The following is a 15,722-nucleotide window of genomic DNA, read 5'->3' as shown; positions in this document are numbered from 1 at the left end:
TTTGCGAAGTGTCATTTTTCAGAGCAATGCGAACATGAAGCAGGCCATCGACACGATGGCGGTGATGGTGCGGACGTGGTTCCACATCACCCATTGATTCAGATGGTTCGCCCACACGGCTGCGCCATTGGCGCTGGCCGGGTCGACGGCGGCGAGCGCATCGTTGAGCGGCACATTGAAGACCATGGTCACGATCGGGTTGCCGATCAAATAGATCACGGCGCCGGCAAGCAGCCAGTATGAGCCGGACTGGCTCCACCCCATGAGAACGGCGGCGATAAGCACCAGACAGAGCACGCCGGTGCCGAACAGCGCCGTCATGAAGGTGGGCGTGATCACCGTGATGTTGATCGAATTCATCGCTGCGATGCCTTGGGGGACCGGCAGCCGGGCAAGCGCCGACATGATAAAGTTGGAAAAGGCGAAGAACACGCCGCCGACGACGCCCGAGCCGATGGCGGCGATGATGGTGAGGGTGGGAAGAAGCTTGATCATCTCAGTTGCTCCAGATGCCGGTTGCAGCGGTTTCATTTGCGTAGGCGGAAAAGTCTTTCGGCGCGCGGCCGAGCACACGCTGGACGCCGTCGGTCAGCGTCTCGTTGCGGCCGTCAAGCACTTCGGTGAACAGCTCGTTGAGCAGCCAGGCGATTTCGGGCGGCAGTTCGTATGCCGCCGTCGCGGCGGTGAATTCGTCATGCGAGATCTTGATATAGCGGATGTCGCGGCCGGTCGCCTTGGCGATCTCGGCAACCGCGTCGGCGAAGCTTAGCAGCCGCGGCCCGGTCAACTCATAGAGCTGGCCGACATGGCCCGGTTCGGTCAGCGCAACGAAGGCAGCATCGGCGATGTCGTCGACATCGACGAAGGGCTCGCCAACAGGGCCGACAGGCAAAGCCACTTCGCCCTGCCGCAAGGACTCGACGAGAAAACCTTCGCTGAAATTCTGCGAAAACCAAGCGCAACGCAGGATCGTCCAGTCAGCGCCCGAGGCTTTGACCATCTCTTCGGCGCGCTGGGCTTCGGTCTCGCCGCGGCCGGAGAGCAGCACCATGCGGGTGACGCCATTTGCCACCGCAAGCCTGGCGAAGGCGCCGACGGTCTCGGCGGCGCCCGGCACGGCGATGTCGGGATAGTAACTGATGTAGACGGCGCCCACGCCCAGCATGGCAGGCTCCCAGGTCGCCGGAACCTCCCAGTCGAAGCGGGGGCTGCCGGAACGCGAGCCGATGCGCACGGGAATGCCCTGTGAGGTCAGCCGCTCGGCGAGGCGACGGCCGGCCTTGCCAGTGCCACCGAGGATCAGGACTGGTTTGGTGTCGGTCATTGTGGTTTTCCTCTGTTTACAAATATGAGTAATCCTCACATTTGCAAAACGTGATAAACCCTCGTATTTTGGGAGTCAAGCCGTCTGTTGGCAGATTTTGTCGAGACCGGAGGCCGTCATGGAAGACACAGCAACGCCCGCATCTGCCCAGGAGCAGGTCGCATCGCCGCGACGGGCGCCCACCCAGCAGCGCAGCCGCGAGCGGGTCGAGCGCATGCTGGCCGCAGCCTCGGCGCTGATTGCCGAGCAAGGCAGCGACGCCATGCGCATGGGCGAGGTGGCGGAACGGGCCGCGGTGTCGATCGGCTCGCTCTACCAGTTCTTTCCCGACAAGCGGGCGATCGTCTGGGCGCTGGCCGAGCGCTACACCGCCGAAAGCCAGGCCTGCATCTCCTCGGCGCTCAAGGATGTCGTCGACGCCGAGGGCCTGCGGCAGGCGTTTTCGGAGCTGGTGGATATCTACTATCAGCTGTTCCTGGCCGAGCCGGTGATGCGCGACATCTGGTCGGGCACCCAGGCCGACAAGGCGCTGCGCCAGCTCGAACTCGCCGACAGCCGGGCGAATGCCGAATTCCTGACGATGGTGCTGAAGCGGCTGCATCCCGGCGCCGATCCGGTGGCGCTGGAGACCACAGCGTTTCTGGTCTGGCAGATGGGCGAGGCTGCCGTGCGGCTGGCGATCTCGGTCGACCGGCAGGAGGGCGACAGGCTGGTCGCCGCCTACAAGCGCATGGCGCTGCGGGAATTGGTGGACGGGTAGGCTCGCACCACTCTGGGAAGGGTCGCTTCGAAGCAGCAGGGTGGAGGCGTCGGACCGCACCCGACCCTGGGCGACCTCCCCACAAGCGGGAGGTATCGGCGCGTTAGCTCGAAGCGACTGACTTTGGCGGCAACAAAAAAACCCGCCACAAAGGCGGGTTCTTGATTCAGCGATACAGGTAAACTTTAGAGGCCGAAGCCTTCGAAGCGCTTCTTGAACTTCGACAGGCGGCCGCCGCGGTCGAGCAGGGTCTGCTGGCCGCCGGTCCAGGCCGGGTGCGTGGTCGGGTCGATATCGAGGTTCATCGTATCGCCTTCCTTGCCCCAGGTCGAACGGGTCGAGTATTCGGTGCCATCGGTCATGACGACCTTGATGGTGTGGTAGTCGGGATGGATATCGGCCTTCATTGTCGTGCTTCCTGGCTTGCGGCGCTACAGACGGGCCCGCGGCCTGCGTCGATGCGCCCCTTTTTAAAACTCGAAGCCGCAGCTATTGAAAAGCCACGGCTTCTAAAACGGTCGGCGAGCCTATACATCAGCCGGAATTGAATCACAAGGCCACGGCAGGCGCATATTGAACGCGCCCACCTGGAGCGGCCAGAGGAAACGGTCATGGCGGACATCAGCGGCGAGCAAGACGGGCGCAGGCGCTCGCTCGGGCCGCTCAGGCGCCTATATCCCTACATATTCCGCTACCGCAAACTGGTCATAGGCGCCCTCATTTCGCTCGCCATCGCCGCAGCGACGACGCTGGCGCTGCCGCTGGCCGTGCGGCGCATGATCGACCACGGTTTCAGCGCTTCCGGCACCGTCTTCATCGCCGAATATTTCGCCGCTTTGGTGGCGATGGCAGCCATTCTGGCGGCGGCATCGGCCGGACGCTACTACTTCGTCATCACGCTCGGCGAGCGGGTCGTTGCCGACATCCGCAGCGACGTGTTTTCGCATGTCACGACGCTTTCGCCGTCCTTCTTCGACACCGCCCAGTCGGGCGAGATCGTCTCGCGGCTTGCCGCCGACACCACGCAGGTGAAATCCGCCGTCGGCGCCACCGCCTCCGTGGCGTTGCGCAACGTCATCCTCGGCCTTGGCGCGGTGGCGATGATGGTCGTCACCAGCCCGAAACTGTCGGGCCTGGTGATCGCGGCCATTCCGCTCATCGTGCTGCCGCTGGTCGCGTTCGGCCGTTCGGTGAGGCGCCGGTCACGGCAGGCGCAGGACACGCTGGCGCAAGCGACCGCCTATGCCAGCGAGCAGATCGGCGCGGTGCGCACGCTGCAGGCGTTCACCAACGAGACGCTGGTCACCGGGCGGTTCTCGGCCGCGGTGGAAGCCGCCTTCCAAGCGGCGCGCTCGTCGATCTTCTCCCGCTCGCTGCTCACCTTCTTTGCCATCTTCATGATCTTTTCCTCGGTCGTGGCGGTGTTGTGGTTCGGCTCGCGTGACGTGCTTGCCGGCACGATGTCGCCCGGTACGCTCGGCCAGTTCCTGCTTTACTCCGTGTTTGCCGCAGGCGCGCTGGGCGCACTGTCGGAAGTCTGGGGCGAGCTTGCCCAGGCGGCGGGTGCGGCCGAAAGGCTGACCGAGATACTCGACGAGACGCCGGCGATTCAACCGCCGGCCAATCCGCTGCCGCTGCCCGCCAAGGCGACAGGCGCGATCAGCTTCGACGACGTCTCCTTCTCCTACCCGGCAAGGCCGGACCGTGCCGCCGTCCACGGCTTGAGTTTTCAGGTCAAGCCCGGCGAGACGGTGGCGATCGTCGGCCCGTCGGGCGCCGGAAAGAGCACCGTCTTTTCGCTGATCCTGCGCTTCTACGATCCAGAAACCGGCCGCATCGCCATTGACGGCGTCGACGTGCGCGAAGCCGATCCGGCTGAAGTGCGGGAGCGCATTGCGATCGTGCCGCAGGATGTCACCATCTTTGCGGCAAGCGCGCGCGACAATATCGGCTTTGGCCGGCCGGGCGCGACGAATGCCGAGATCGAGGCCGCCGCCAGGGACGCGCTGGCCGACGAGTTCATCCTCAGGCTCGACAAGGGCTACGACAGCCAGGTCGGCGAGCGCGGCGTCACCTTGTCCGGCGGCCAGCGCCAGCGCGTGGCGATCGCCCGCGCCATCCTGCGCGACGCGCCGATCCTGCTGCTCGACGAGGCCACGTCGGCGCTCGACGCCGAAAGCGAAACGCTGGTGCAGACGGCGCTGGAACGGCTGATGCAGGGCCGCACCACCATCGTCATCGCCCACCGGCTGGCGACCGTGCTGAAGGCCGACCGCATCCTGGTCATGGATGGCGGCCGCATCGTCGAGGAAGGCACGCACCAGAGCCTGGTCGCCAAGGGCGGCATCTATGCAAGGCTGGCCAAGCTGCAGTTCGAAACCGGAGCAAGCGCCTTCAGGGGTGCCGCGGAGTAGCAACCCGCAATCAGGCGGGACCATACCGCTTGCGGAGATGCTCGGTGAAATGCGCGGCATTCAGTTTCTCGCCCGTGGCGCGCTCAAGCAGTTCGGGCGTCGACCAGCGCGATCCCTGCGACCAGATATTGTCGCGGCGCCAGTCATTGATGGCGGCGAAATTGCCCCTGGCGAGATCGCTGTCGGCTGAAGGATGGTCGCGCGTCAGCGCAGCCCATTGCTGCGCCGCCATCATGGCGCCCAGCGTATAGGACGGGAAATAGCCGAAGGCGGCGCCTGGCCAATGCACGTCCTGCATCGGTCCGTCGGCTGGGTTGTCGATGGTCGAAAGGCCAAGATACTCCCGTATCTTGGCGTCCCACGCTTCGGGCAGGTCGGCCGCCTGCAGCCGCCCCGAGACCAGCTCCTGCTCCAACTCGTAGCGCAGGATGACATGCAGCGGGTGGTGACCTCGTCGGCGTCGACGCGGATCAGGCCGCGCTCGACCCGGTGCACATGCGGCAGGATGTCGTCCAGCGACCAGGCCTCGCCGAGATGCTTTTCCACCACCGGCAGCGCCCAGCGCCAGAATTCGGGGTTGCGGCCGATCTGCTTTTCGACGAACAGGCTCTGGCTTTCATGCACCGCCATGCCGCGCGCCTTGCCGAGCGGCCAGTGCGCCCAGGCCTTCGGCAGGTTCTGCTCGTAGAGCGCGTGGCCGGTCTCGTGCAGCACGCCCATCAAAGCCGACAGGAAATCGGACGTTTTGTAGCGGGTGGTGATGCGCACGTCGCTCGGCACGCCGCCGCAGAAGGGATGGTGCGATACGGACAGAGAACCGTGGGTGAGGTCGAAGCCGACCGAAGCCATCATGGCGAGACCAAGCTCGCGCTGCCGGTCGATCGCATAGCTGCCGGAGAGCGGCTTCACGGGATGCCTGGCCAGGCGCGCTTCCTGCGCGGCCAGGGCTTCCGGCACGAAGCCCTTCAGGAATGTCTTCAGCTCGGTGAACACCGGCGTGATGTCGGCGGCGCGGTTGCCAGGATCGTATTGCTCCATCAGTGCGTCGTAGGGATCGAGGCCGAGCGCGTCGGCGCGCAAAGCGGCTTCCTCGCGCACCAGCGCGATGACACCTTCGAGCGCCGGCAGGAAGCCTGCCCAGTCATTCTTGGCGCGCAGGTCGCGCCAGAGCTGCTCGGAGCGCATACGCGCCACCGTCTGGCGCTCGACGAATTCGACCGGCAGGCAGGTCAGGTTGGTGTATTGGCGACGCAGTTCGCGGACCGCCGCCTGCTGCTCCTCGTTGAGCGCCTCCTGTTCGGCGGCGGCGAGCCAGTCGGCGATCTCCGGCGCCGTTGCCCTGATATGCAGCATCCCGGCCAGGGACGACATGGCTTCGGCGCGCTTCTCGCCGCCGCCGACAGCCATGTGAGTCGCCTCGTCGGCGCCGAGGATAGCGAGCGCATGTTCCAGCGCTTCGAGCTTGTGGCCGAGATCATCGAGCTTCTGAAAAGACATGACAGGTTCCGCGTTTTGGACCGCGGGAAAAGATACCAACGCGCCAGGATTGGCAACCCTCAAAGGTGGCTATGCAGCTTGCGCCGGTGAGCTGGTGCGTGGAATGCTGGCTGACGGTGGAACACCGCCATGGAGGGGAGACTAAGATGATCGGCAATATCCTGGTCGGGCTGGTGGCCCTGATCCACCTCTTTATCGTCTATCTGGAGATGGTGGCGTGGGACACACCGCGCGGGCACAGGGCGTTCAACCTCAAGCCGGACTTCGCCAGCGCATCGAAGGTGCTCGCCGCCAATCAGGGGCTCTACAACGGCTTCCTTGCCGCCGGGCTGATCTGGGGCCTCTATCTCGGCGCGGCGGGATTCCAGATCAAGGTGTTCTTCCTGCTTTGCATCGCCGTCGCCGGCCTCTATGGCGCGGCGACTGCCAGCCGGAAGATCCTCTATATTCAGACCGTGCCGGCGGTGCTGGCCCTCGCTGCGCTGTGGCTGGGCTGGTGACAAAAAAGACGCCCTCGGAGCCAGATCCGGGGGCGTCAGACAGTCCCTTCCTCATTCCTGGAGATATCAGAGCGGATCTCAGCCGTTCGGATAATTTCCGCCGTCGGAGCCATCACCGATCATTGAAGCCGCTGCCGGTGTCGGACATCAGCCTCTGATCGACATTGTCGAGGCGGCGCAGCAGATCGTGATATTGCGCGGCCGGGATCCGGCCATGGTCCGAAGCGGCGACCCGTTCGGCGGCCTGGCCGATATGCGCAGCACGCAGATGCAGCCACTGCTTCCGAGGTCGAGATGCCCTTCGTCTCGCGCGCATCCGTGATGCCCTATTCGACGCCCCGCACCTGCTCGATCAGGCCGGTCACGCGCGGACCGGTCATGTCGATCGGGTCGCTGGCGTCGAGGGCGCCCTTGTGATGTCCGGCGGCATAGGCGCCGGCGAGTGGAACAGTGATCAGAAGTGTCGTGAGGGTTGCGGTCCTGAGAGTCTTCAAAGAGCGCATGATGTGCGTCTCCTCCTGCTATGGAAGGGGCAAGCGCTTTCGCTCCGCCTTCCGGAAGCGGGCCGTCCGGTTCCGTCGCGTCGCGATGGGAGGCATCGCCGGCGGTTCTCGGCCCTGCGCGTCAAAGTAGGAGCCCGGAAACGCGAAGTGTAATTAAAGAAAGATAATGTTTTCAGGCCTTGCCGACCTGGCGTTGCGCCCTAGAGTTGAGCCGGCAAACATTTCGCGTGACTGAAAATCACCGTTCGGTGAGCTTCAGTTCAATGCGTCGGTTCTTGTTGCGGGCGTCTTCGGTGTCGGCGGGGTCGAGCGGCTGGAATTCGCCGAAGCCGGCCGCAACCAGCCGGTTGGCGGGCACGCCGTTCTCGATCAGGAACTTGACCACCGAGGTCGAACGCGCCGTCGACAATTCCCAATTGTCGCGATAGCGGCCGGCGCCGGACAGCGGCTTGTTGTCGGTGTGGCCGTCGACGCGCAGCACCCAGTTGATCTCGGGCGGGATTTCCTTTTGCAACTCGATGATGGCATCGGCGAGCTTCTTCATCTCGACTTTGCCGGCATCGTTGATCACTTCCGACCCGGTCGGGAACAGAACTTCCGACTGGAAGACGAAGCGGTCGCCGACGATGCGGATGTTCTCGCGGTCGGCGAGGATTTCGCGCAGGCGGCCGAAGAAGTCGGAGCGATAGCGGTTCAGCTCCTGCACGCGCTGCGCCAGCGCGACGTTGAGCCGACGGCCGAGATCGGCGATCTTGGTGTTGGAATCGCGGTCGCGCGTTTCGGACACATTGAGGGCGTCCTCGAGCGCGCCGATCTGCTTGCGCAGTGCTGCGATCTGCTGGTTCAGGATCTCGACCTGGCTCAGCGCCTGCTGGCTGATCTGGCGCTGGCTGTCGAGTTCGCCGCCGAGTTCCGCGGCGCGCTGGGTGGCGGCGTCGCCGGCGCCGGCACCTTGTGCCAGCAGCTGCTCGAGCCGGCTCTTCTCAGCTTCGGCGGCCGACAGCGACGCCTGCAGATTGGCCAGCGAATCGTCCTTGTCCTGCGCGCTCGAGCGCTCCAGCGCCAGCAACTGCGTCAGTTCGTTGATCTGCGAGTTGAGGCGCGTGAGCGCCGTATCTTTGCCGGAGAGTTCGCGTCCGAGCAGGAACTGCGCCAGCACGAAAACGGTGAGCAGGAACATGATGGCGAGCAGCAGCGTCGACAGCGCGTCGACGAAGCCCGGCCAATAGTCGATCCGGCGATCGGTGCGCCGGCCCCTGGCGAGAGCCATGCTAGTGGACCCCGGGTTTCTTCAGCGCGTCGGCGATCTTTTCCAGCGTGTTGCGCATCGCCTTCTGCTCGTCCGATTGGGCCTCGACCCAGTCGCGCATGATCTGCTGCTCGGAGCGCATGTTCTTGACCAGTCCGGAAATGCCGTCGGCGAGATTGGCCATGGCGGTGGCGACGCGCGGATTGGAGCCGCCGCCGCTTTCCTGCATGCTGCGCAGCCGTTCCGACAGGACCCGGATCTCGTCGGAGGATTCAGTCTTGGCCGGGTCGGCGACGGCGATGTCGGAGGAGAGATCGGTGACCGAGGAGAGCCAGTTTTCAAGCTCGGTATAGAAGCGGGTCTGCGCGCGGCCGGCCTGCAGGTCGAGGAAGCCTAGCACCAGCGACCCGGAAAGGCCGAACAGCGAGGACGAAAAGGCCGTACCCATGCCGGCCAGCGGCGCCGACAGCCCCTGCTTCAGCGAATCGAGCACGGCGGCGGCGTCGCCGGTGCCGGGATCGAGCGATTCGATGGTTTCGCGGATCGAGCCGATGGTGTTGAGCAGGCCCCAGAAGGTGCCGAGCAGACCGAGGAACACCAGCAACCCGACGAGATAGCGCGAGGTGTCGCGGCTTTCGTCGAGGCGGGTGGCGATCGAATCCAGCATGGTGCGCATCGAAGACGTCGAGAAGGCGACCGTCGAGGAGCGGCCGATCATCGCCTTCATCGGAGCCAGCAGCACCGGCTCGGTGGTTTCGGAACCGGCGCGGAAGGAATTGACCCAGCGCACTTCGCGAAACAGTCGTCCGACCTGGGCGAAGGCGAGCAGGATGCCGACCACAAGGACGCCGACGATGAGGCCATTGAGGCCGGGATTGCTCCCGAAAGCGGTCGAGATCTGGCGGGTGAGGATGGCGGCGATGAAGGCGACGATGACCAGGAAGATGACCATGGTCAGGAGGAAGACCTGCGGGCTCGACAGTTTGTGCGGATCGTACATCAGGACATCAGAACGCCTGCCCACGCCGAAGGATCTGAGAAAAGCCATCCGTGCCCCGTTTCCGATGCTCTATTTGCCTTGACGCAATTCCGAACGGGAAGCCGCTCATACTTCCCTGGAACCGCTCCAGTGCCGCCGATCACGTAATTCGCGACTCTAAACGGAATTGTGACCAAATTGAATGGCGCTTGGCAATATTGCCCGACTGTCGGGCCGCACCACGCCGTTCAGAGGCGGTTGACGACCAGGCAGTCGACCATGGCGGCAAGATGCAGCCCGGCGCCGGTGACGACAAAGCCGTGCCAGAGGGCATTGTGAAAGCGCAGGCGTTTCCAGGCGAAGAAGATGACGCCGCAGGAGTACACGATGCCGCCGGCGACAATCAGCGCGATCGAGGTCGTCGGCAACGTCGCCACCAGCGGCTTGACCAGGACGACGCCGCTCCAGCCGATGGCGAGATAGAAGACAATGGCCAGACGATCGAAGCGGCCGGGCAGGAACACTTTCATGGCAATGCCGGTCAAAGCAGCGGTCCAGACAAGGACAATCATCGGCAGCGCCAGCGGCGAGCCGTCGAGCTGGGCCAGAAAGGGCGTGTAGGTCGCGGCGATCAGGAGGTAGATCGCCGCATGATCGAAGCGCCGCAAGATCCACTTCGCCGGCGACGTCACCGGCCACAGATTGTAGGTCAGCGAAATCGACAGCACAGTCAGCAGCGACACCACAAAGAAGGCGGCGGCGATGTATTCGCCGGGACCGGCATGGAAGGCGGCCAGTGCCAGCAAGGCCGAGCCGGCTGCTATCGCCAGCACGATGCCGACCGCATGGACGATGCCATCGGCGATCATCTCCGCACGCGAGTAGTGCCAACGCCCGACATAAGGGATTTCAACTGGCTGGTCTGGCTGCGCTTCTCGCGAGGATAGTGAAGGTATGCTCGTCATAAAAAATCCTGCGTCACCCTTATCTGGGCGGCCGCCGGGCAGTATTTCAAGCTTTGATTGCGGTTTTGCGACTGCGGCGCTTCAGCACGCCGCGCCGGCATGCCAAGTGATCAGCGCGCCGAAAGCGGCTTCTTCACCGCCTTGAGCAGCGCGCGCTGGATGACCTCGTTGCCGGCGACGAGCGAACCCGCCTCGAGCATATCCTGGCCTCCATCCATGTCGGAGACGAAGCCACCGGCCTCGCGGATCAGCAGCAGGCCGGCGGCAATGTCCCAGGCCGAAAGGCCGGTTTCCCAAAAGCCGTCCATGCGGCCGGCGGCGACATAAGCGAGATCGAGCGCGGCGGAACCCAGGCGGCGCACGCCCGAGACCTCGGCCATCACATTGCGCAACTCGACGAGGAAATTGCCGTGCTGGCCGCGGCCGAGATGCGGCACGCCGCAGCCGATGACGCAGTCGGTGAGCTTGCTGCGGCCGGCAACGCGCAGCCGGCGATCGTTCATGTAGGCGCCGCCGCCGCGCTCGGCGGTGTAGAGCTCATCCATTGCCGGATTGTAGATGACAGCGGCGACCAACTGGCCCTGTCGCTCCAGCGCGATCGAGATGGAAAAGATCGGAATGCCGTGCAGGAAATTGGTGGTGCCGTCGAGCGGGTCGACGATCCAACGGTGCTGGTCGTCGTCCCCTGCGATCATGCCGCGCTCTTCCATCAGGAAGGCATAGCCCGGCCGTGCCTTCGACAGTTCGGCAAACAGGATGTCCTCGGCCTTGCGGTCGGCTTGGCTGACATAGTCGCCCGGTCCCTTCATCGACACCTGCAGGTTCTGCACCTCGCCGAAGTCGCGCGACAGCGAGCGGCCGGCCTTCATGGCGGCCTGGACCATGACATTGAGAAGTGCGGAGCGTGCCATCGTATCTGTTCCTGCCTACGTGTCAGTCTGCGCGGCGCATGTAGGTGAGTTCGTTGGTGTCGACGACGATGCGTTCGCCGGCGCCGATGAATGGCGGCACCAGCACGCGGATGCCGTTTTCCAGGACCGCCGGCTTGTACGAGGACGCGGCCGTCTGGCCCTTCACCACCGGGTCGGCCTCGGTGATGGTCAGCGTCACCTGGTCGGGCAGCGAAATGCCGATCGGCCTGTCCTCATAGAGCTGAACCGTCACCATCATGCCGTCCTGCAGGAAGGCGGCGCGGTCGCCGACGAAATCCTTCGCCAGCTCGAGCTGCTCGTAGCTCTGCGTGTCCATGAACACCAGTGCGTCGTCCTGGGCGTAGAGGAAGGAAAAATCCTTCAGGTCGAGCCGGATCTGCTCGACGGTCTCGGCCGAGCGGAAGCGCTCGTTGAGCTTGGTGCCGTTGATCAGGTTCTTCAGTTCGACCTGGTTGTAGGCGCCGCCTTTGCCGGGCTTGACGGTGTTGGTCCTGACCGCCACCCAAAGTCCGCCATCGTGCTCGATGACATAGCCGGGACGGATTTCGTTGCCATTGATCTTGGCCATGATGAGATTGATCCGGGATGCTAGCAACGGCTTGGCCGTTGATATGAGGATGGTCGCTGGATAAGCGATTTCGGGCTCCCAAGACCACAAATCGGCAGGAGAGGCAAGGGATGCCAGATCGCCCGACAAGGGCTGGTAGCCTCAAACCTGGGCCGCAATGACTTTGCCGACGGCCTCGACGATGGCGTCCGCAGCCTCAGTCAGCCGGTTGAGATGAGGCGAACGAAGTGCGGCGACCTGCAAGGAAAGGTCGACATCTTCCGTGTTGACCAGCATGAGGCCGTCGGGAATTCCGCGCCTTGCAAGACGCAACGGCACTAGCCCAAGGCCGTGCCCCCGACGGACCCATTCCATCTGCAAGGCCGGATCCTGTATCTCCGCCGCGATCTCGAAATAACGCCTTCCGCCGACCAGAACGGACGTGAGCTTCTGGCGCGCGTCGCAAGGTGCCGGACTAAGCACCCACGGCATGGGTGTCCGGCCACCGTCTTCCGGATCGGCGACGGTGGACGCAGCTATGACGCCAAGACGTTCAGTGCCAAGCGCTTCCGGACCTGGCTTGTCCGACGATCGCAGAACAATCGTCACATCGAGCTCGCCGCGTTGGAATTGATCGATCAGTTCGGCGCTCCAGCCGGTCTTGAGCCGTAGCGACACTTTCGGGAACGCCGCCGCGGCGTTGGCGATGGCCCCGGCGATGTCGCGGTCCGAGAGGCCATGGGCGAGACCCAGGCGGAACAGTCCTTCCGGCTCGGTCTTTCCGGCGAAGGATTTCAGCGCTTCTACGGAAGCGATGATATCGCGTCCGCGCGCCAGCACTTCCAGCCCCGTCGGCGTCAGTCGCGGCGGCTTTTGCCGGCGGTCGAGCAGCGTCGTGCCAAGCATGTCCTCCAGCCGCTGGATTTGCCGGGTCACAGCCGGCTGCGTCAGCGGCAGGCGCCGGGCGACCTTCTGGATCGAGCCCTCCTCGGCAAACAGGGCGAGCGTGCGCAATTCCTCAAGCATAGCTAGAACCATGTCTCGTAAGCATAATCATTGTAAACATTATGAATTTGAAATCCATCGCCTGGCAAGCAATTTTCCTTTCAAACGAAAGGACGACGACAATGAAGGCAATCGAACTGCAGAAGCCGGGCGGCATCGACAATCTCAAGATGGTCGAACGACCAATGCCGGAGCCCGGCCGTCAGGAGATGATCGTCAGGGTAAAGGCGACGGCGCTCAACTACCGCGATGTCGAGATCGCGCGCGGCAGCTATCACACGACATTCCCCTTGCCGCTGGTGCCGCTTTCCGACGGCGTCGGCGAGGTCGTCGCGCTTGGCCCCGAGGTCAGCCGCTTCAAGGTTGGCGACCGGGTCTGCGGCACGTTCTGGCAGCGATGGGTCGGCGGCAGCTTCGCCATGGCCGAACCCTCATACCAGCGCGGTGGCCCCATCGACGGTTTGCTGAGCGAATTCGCCCGGCTGGACGAACAGGCGGCTGTCATCGCGCCGGCGCATCTCAGCGACGTAGAGGCGGCGACGTTACCCTGCGCCGCCGTCACCGCTTGGCATGCCTTGTTTACGGAAGGCAACCTCAAGCCGGGCGAGACCGTGCTCAGCCTCGGCACGGGAGGCGTATCGCTGTTTGCCATGCAGTTCGCGAAGGCGGCCGGCGCGCGGGTCGTCGTTACGTCGAGTAGCGATGAGAAACTTGTCCGGGCCAAAGAGCTCGGCGCGCATCACGGCATCAACTACCGCGACAATCCGGACTGGTCGTCGGCCGTGCTGGCGCTGACCGATGGCCGTGGCGCGGACCACATCATCGAAGTCGGTGGTCCCCAGAGTTTCGCGGATTCGCTCAAGGCGTCGGCGCGTGGCGCCCAGATCAATGTCATCGGCTATCTCGGCGGCAGCGAAGGGGTGATCAATCCGCTCGACATCTTCCGACGCCAGGTGAAAGCACGCGGCATACCGGTCGGCTCGCGCGAGTCCTTCGAAGCGATGAACCAGGCGCTCGCCGTCAATCGGCTGCGGCCGGTGATCGACCGGGTCTTCCCATGGGCAGAGGCAGCGCAGGCCTTTCGCCATCTCGAACACGGCTCTCCCTTCGGCAAGGTCGTGCTGGATCATACACAGTGACGTTGCGTGTCAGGGCAGGCGGTTGGCCTTCTGCAAGGCTTGCTTTGTCTGGTCGTCGGTCAGCCCTTGCAGGAAATCGTCCATCTCCGGATCGATAAGGCCGGCGCGGCGGGCGACCACATACCAGGCCCCGGCCAAGATCAGGTCGGGGTCGGTGCCGATGCCGCCCATATAGAGCTTTGCCAACCGGTTCTGGGCAGCGACATTGCCGCCTTCAGCTGCCTGCTTCATCCAGTTGAAGCCGGATTTCAGGTCGCGAACACCGCCCCGGCCCTCGATCATCCAGGCGGCAAGATCGATCTGCGCGGTGTCGTAGTTCTGCCTGGCAGCCTGTGCCAGCAAGCTGCGGGCCTTTCCATCGTCGCGGGTCTTGCCGCCGACGCCATTGGCATAGACCTGCGCCATCGCATACTGGGCGTCGGCAAGCCCTGTCGCCGCGGCACGCTCATAATAAGGCACAGCCCTGGCGATGCCGGCATCGCCCGGATCCTGCTGCACGAGCAATTGCGCGAAGTTGAACTGCGCCAGCCGGTTGCCGGCCTCGGCGGCGGCCTGCATCAGCGCATAAGCTCCCTTCTCGTCCTTCTTGACGTAGCGGCCGTCGAGCAGCATCAGCGCATACTGGAACTGCGATTCAGGAATCCCCTGCTCGGCGGCCTGCGCATACCATTTGGCGGCTTCCGCTGGGTTGAGCGGCACGCCCAACCCGCGCGACAGGATCTCGGCCACCAGCGTTTGCGCCGCCGGGTCGCCATTCTGAGCTCGCACCAACGCCAGATTGTAGGCCGTCTTGTAAAGGCCGCGCTGGAAAGCGCCATAGGCGGGGTCCGCCGGCTTGGCGCCGAAACGTTCGGGGTTGATCGCGTCGGCCGACGGCAGCGGCGCGGTTGTCGCCGGCTGCGGCAGCGGGGTGTCGATGGGCTTGTCGATATGGACGCCGGAATCCGTGGCACCGGCTTTTGGAGCACCCGCATCGGGAGCGATCGCATCCGGCACGCTGAGGGCGGGCGCGCTGGTGTCCGGCCTCGGCTGCGGCAGCGGAACGGTCTCCGCCGCGATCGCTGCCCCGCTCATCAAGGCCGCAACGAGAACCGCGAGAGGAAGTCCATGTCGGCGCACGTTAGCCCCCGAAGCGCGGCGCGGTTTGGTCGAGCAGCGCATTGGCGGCGGCAATCGCCGCCTTAGGATCGGCGCCTTCGGCAAAGACGGCGCTGGACAGCGCCACGAACTCGGCGCCAGTGGCGGCCACCGCTTCGACCGAGGCGATGGCGGAACCGGCCATGACAATGCAAGGGATCTCAATCACGTCCGCCCACCATTGCCCGAGCGACAGGTTGCGCGGATGCGGTTCCGGCTTGTTGTCGTAGCCGAAGCGGCCGAAGAAGATGTAGTCGGGTCTGGTTTCGCCGAGTTCCAGCGCGTCGTCGCGCGTCTTGGCGCCACCGGCGCCGACCATCATCTTGCCCTGGAAGTGTTCGATGGTCTCGGCGAGCGCGTCCTTGGAAACCTCGACATGAATGCCGTCGGCCTGGACACGGCCGGCAATGCGGGTATCGCCGGCGATGATGACGGCGATGCCGGCCGCTTGCGCGGCCGGTACGATCTGTTCTGCAAAGGCCTGGAAGGCAGCCTCGTCCATGCCGCTCTCAGGCAGGATCAGCGAAGCGATATCACCGCCGTCGAAGGCAGCCGCAATGCGCTCGGCCGGAGCGTCCTTGGGTGCGATCAGCACGATGCGGCAGCGGTTGGGGGGTGTTGCGTCGTTCATGGCTTTCGATCCCGGGTTTCGCCTATGCCGGGCGAAGATGGTTGCATTGCGGCATAGAACAAAGCGCCCGCCTTGAACAGGCGGGCGGGGAACGATGCGCTGGCTTTGGTTTACGATCGCCGGCGAGCCGACGCTCTGCG

The 15,722-nt window shown here is 64.4% G+C and carries 17 protein-coding genes and 1 pseudogene; 4 read left to right on the top strand and 14 right to left on the bottom strand.

The annotated features are described in order from the left end of the window. Positions 1-18 precede the first annotated feature (18 nt). Both ACYG9V_RS02180 and ACYG9V_RS02175 read right to left on the bottom strand, forming a co-directional pair. Positions 19-495, bottom strand: coding sequence for an anthrone oxygenase family protein (locus tag ACYG9V_RS02180; RefSeq protein WP_023824268.1), 477 nt, complete (start codon positions 493-495; stop codon positions 19-21). 1 nt (position 496) lies between these two features. After that, positions 497-1,324 carry an NAD(P)H-binding protein gene (locus tag ACYG9V_RS02175; protein ID WP_023824267.1) on the bottom strand — a complete coding sequence of 276 codons (828 nt, stop codon included), beginning with the start codon at positions 1,322-1,324 and terminating at the stop codon, positions 497-499. A gap of 118 nt (positions 1,325-1,442) precedes the next feature. Here ACYG9V_RS02175 and ACYG9V_RS02170 point away from each other — a divergent pair, with 118 nt between their 5' ends. Beyond that, the gene (locus ACYG9V_RS02170; protein ID WP_023684159.1) at positions 1,443-2,084 is read left to right on the top strand and encodes a TetR/AcrR family transcriptional regulator; all 642 of its coding nucleotides are present in this window, start codon (positions 1,443-1,445) and stop codon (positions 2,082-2,084) included. Between the two features lie 185 nt (positions 2,085-2,269). Here ACYG9V_RS02170 and rpmE read toward each other — a convergent pair whose 3' ends face one another. Then, positions 2,270-2,491, bottom strand: a complete 222-nt coding sequence (gene rpmE / locus ACYG9V_RS02165; RefSeq protein WP_023668748.1) for a 50S ribosomal protein L31 — start codon at positions 2,489-2,491, stop codon at positions 2,270-2,272. Between the two features lie 204 nt (positions 2,492-2,695). On the opposite strand from rpmE, the gene ACYG9V_RS02160 reads away from it, so the two are divergent. Beyond that, positions 2,696-4,498: an ABC transporter transmembrane domain-containing protein gene (locus ACYG9V_RS02160; RefSeq protein WP_023668749.1), complete on the top strand. Its 1,803-nt coding sequence runs from the start codon at positions 2,696-2,698 to the stop codon at positions 4,496-4,498. Positions 4,499-4,508: 10 nt separating this feature from the next. Here the strand turns inward: ACYG9V_RS02160 and ACYG9V_RS02155 are convergent. Further along, a pseudogene (locus tag ACYG9V_RS02155) lies at positions 4,509-5,995 on the bottom strand (carboxypeptidase M32). Between the two features lie 146 nt (positions 5,996-6,141). On the opposite strand from ACYG9V_RS02155, the gene ACYG9V_RS02150 reads away from it, so the two are divergent. Continuing rightward, complete coding sequence (locus ACYG9V_RS02150) at positions 6,142-6,495, top strand: DUF1304 domain-containing protein (RefSeq protein WP_023668751.1); 354 nt, start codon at positions 6,142-6,144, stop codon at positions 6,493-6,495. Positions 6,496-6,607: 112 nt separating this feature from the next. Here the strand turns inward: ACYG9V_RS02150 and ACYG9V_RS02145 are convergent, their stop codons facing one another. The 8 genes from ACYG9V_RS02145 to ACYG9V_RS02110 form a co-directional block, all read right to left on the bottom strand. Then, positions 6,608-6,811, bottom strand: coding sequence for a hypothetical protein (locus ACYG9V_RS02145; protein ID WP_348626114.1), 204 nt, complete (start codon positions 6,809-6,811; stop codon positions 6,608-6,610). 10 nt (positions 6,812-6,821) lie between these two features. Continuing rightward, a complete protein-coding gene (locus tag ACYG9V_RS02140) occupies positions 6,822-6,998 on the bottom strand; it encodes a hypothetical protein (RefSeq protein WP_348626115.1) in 177 nt (58 codons plus the stop codon). A gap of 238 nt (positions 6,999-7,236) precedes the next feature. Beyond that, on the bottom strand, positions 7,237-8,268 hold the full coding sequence (locus ACYG9V_RS02135) for a peptidoglycan -binding protein (RefSeq protein ID WP_023684164.1): 1,032 nt from the start codon (positions 8,266-8,268) through the stop codon (positions 7,237-7,239). Position 8,269: 1 nt separating this feature from the next. Then, positions 8,270-9,295, bottom strand: a complete 1,026-nt coding sequence (locus tag ACYG9V_RS02130) for a MotA/TolQ/ExbB proton channel family protein (RefSeq protein ID WP_023668754.1) — start codon at positions 9,293-9,295, stop codon at positions 8,270-8,272. 179 nt (positions 9,296-9,474) lie between these two features. Beyond that, a complete protein-coding gene (gene trhA, locus ACYG9V_RS02125) occupies positions 9,475-10,191 on the bottom strand; it encodes a PAQR family membrane homeostasis protein TrhA (protein ID WP_023688947.1) in 717 nt (238 codons plus the stop codon). A gap of 110 nt (positions 10,192-10,301) precedes the next feature. After that, positions 10,302-11,102, bottom strand: coding sequence for an inositol monophosphatase family protein (locus ACYG9V_RS02120; RefSeq protein WP_023733006.1), 801 nt, complete (start codon positions 11,100-11,102; stop codon positions 10,302-10,304). Positions 11,103-11,124: 22 nt separating this feature from the next. Further along, a complete protein-coding gene (efp, locus tag ACYG9V_RS02115) occupies positions 11,125-11,691 on the bottom strand; it encodes an elongation factor P (RefSeq protein ID WP_023668757.1) in 567 nt (188 codons plus the stop codon). 141 nt (positions 11,692-11,832) lie between these two features. Next, positions 11,833-12,696, bottom strand: a complete 864-nt coding sequence (locus ACYG9V_RS02110; RefSeq protein ID WP_023733007.1) for a LysR family transcriptional regulator — start codon at positions 12,694-12,696, stop codon at positions 11,833-11,835. A gap of 101 nt (positions 12,697-12,797) precedes the next feature. Here ACYG9V_RS02110 and ACYG9V_RS02105 point away from each other — a divergent pair, with 101 nt between their 5' ends. After that, positions 12,798-13,814: a zinc-dependent alcohol dehydrogenase family protein gene (locus ACYG9V_RS02105; RefSeq protein ID WP_023733008.1), complete on the top strand. Its 1,017-nt coding sequence runs from the start codon at positions 12,798-12,800 to the stop codon at positions 13,812-13,814. 9 nt (positions 13,815-13,823) lie between these two features. Here ACYG9V_RS02105 and ACYG9V_RS02100 read toward each other — a convergent pair whose 3' ends face one another. Further along, positions 13,824-14,888: a tetratricopeptide repeat protein gene (locus ACYG9V_RS02100; protein ID WP_352765346.1), complete on the bottom strand. Its 1,065-nt coding sequence runs from the start codon at positions 14,886-14,888 to the stop codon at positions 13,824-13,826. Positions 14,889-14,934: 46 nt separating this feature from the next. Further along, positions 14,935-15,582 (bottom strand): thiamine phosphate synthase, encoded by a 648-nt coding sequence (locus ACYG9V_RS02095; protein ID WP_023733010.1) that lies wholly within the window; start codon positions 15,580-15,582, stop codon positions 14,935-14,937. Positions 15,583-15,722 lie beyond the last annotated feature (140 nt).

The sequence above is a fragment of the Mesorhizobium sp. W016 genome (assembly GCF_054719485.1).
The sequence above is the reverse complement of the archived record's forward strand: the minus strand, read 5'-3'. Positions and strand labels throughout refer to the sequence as shown.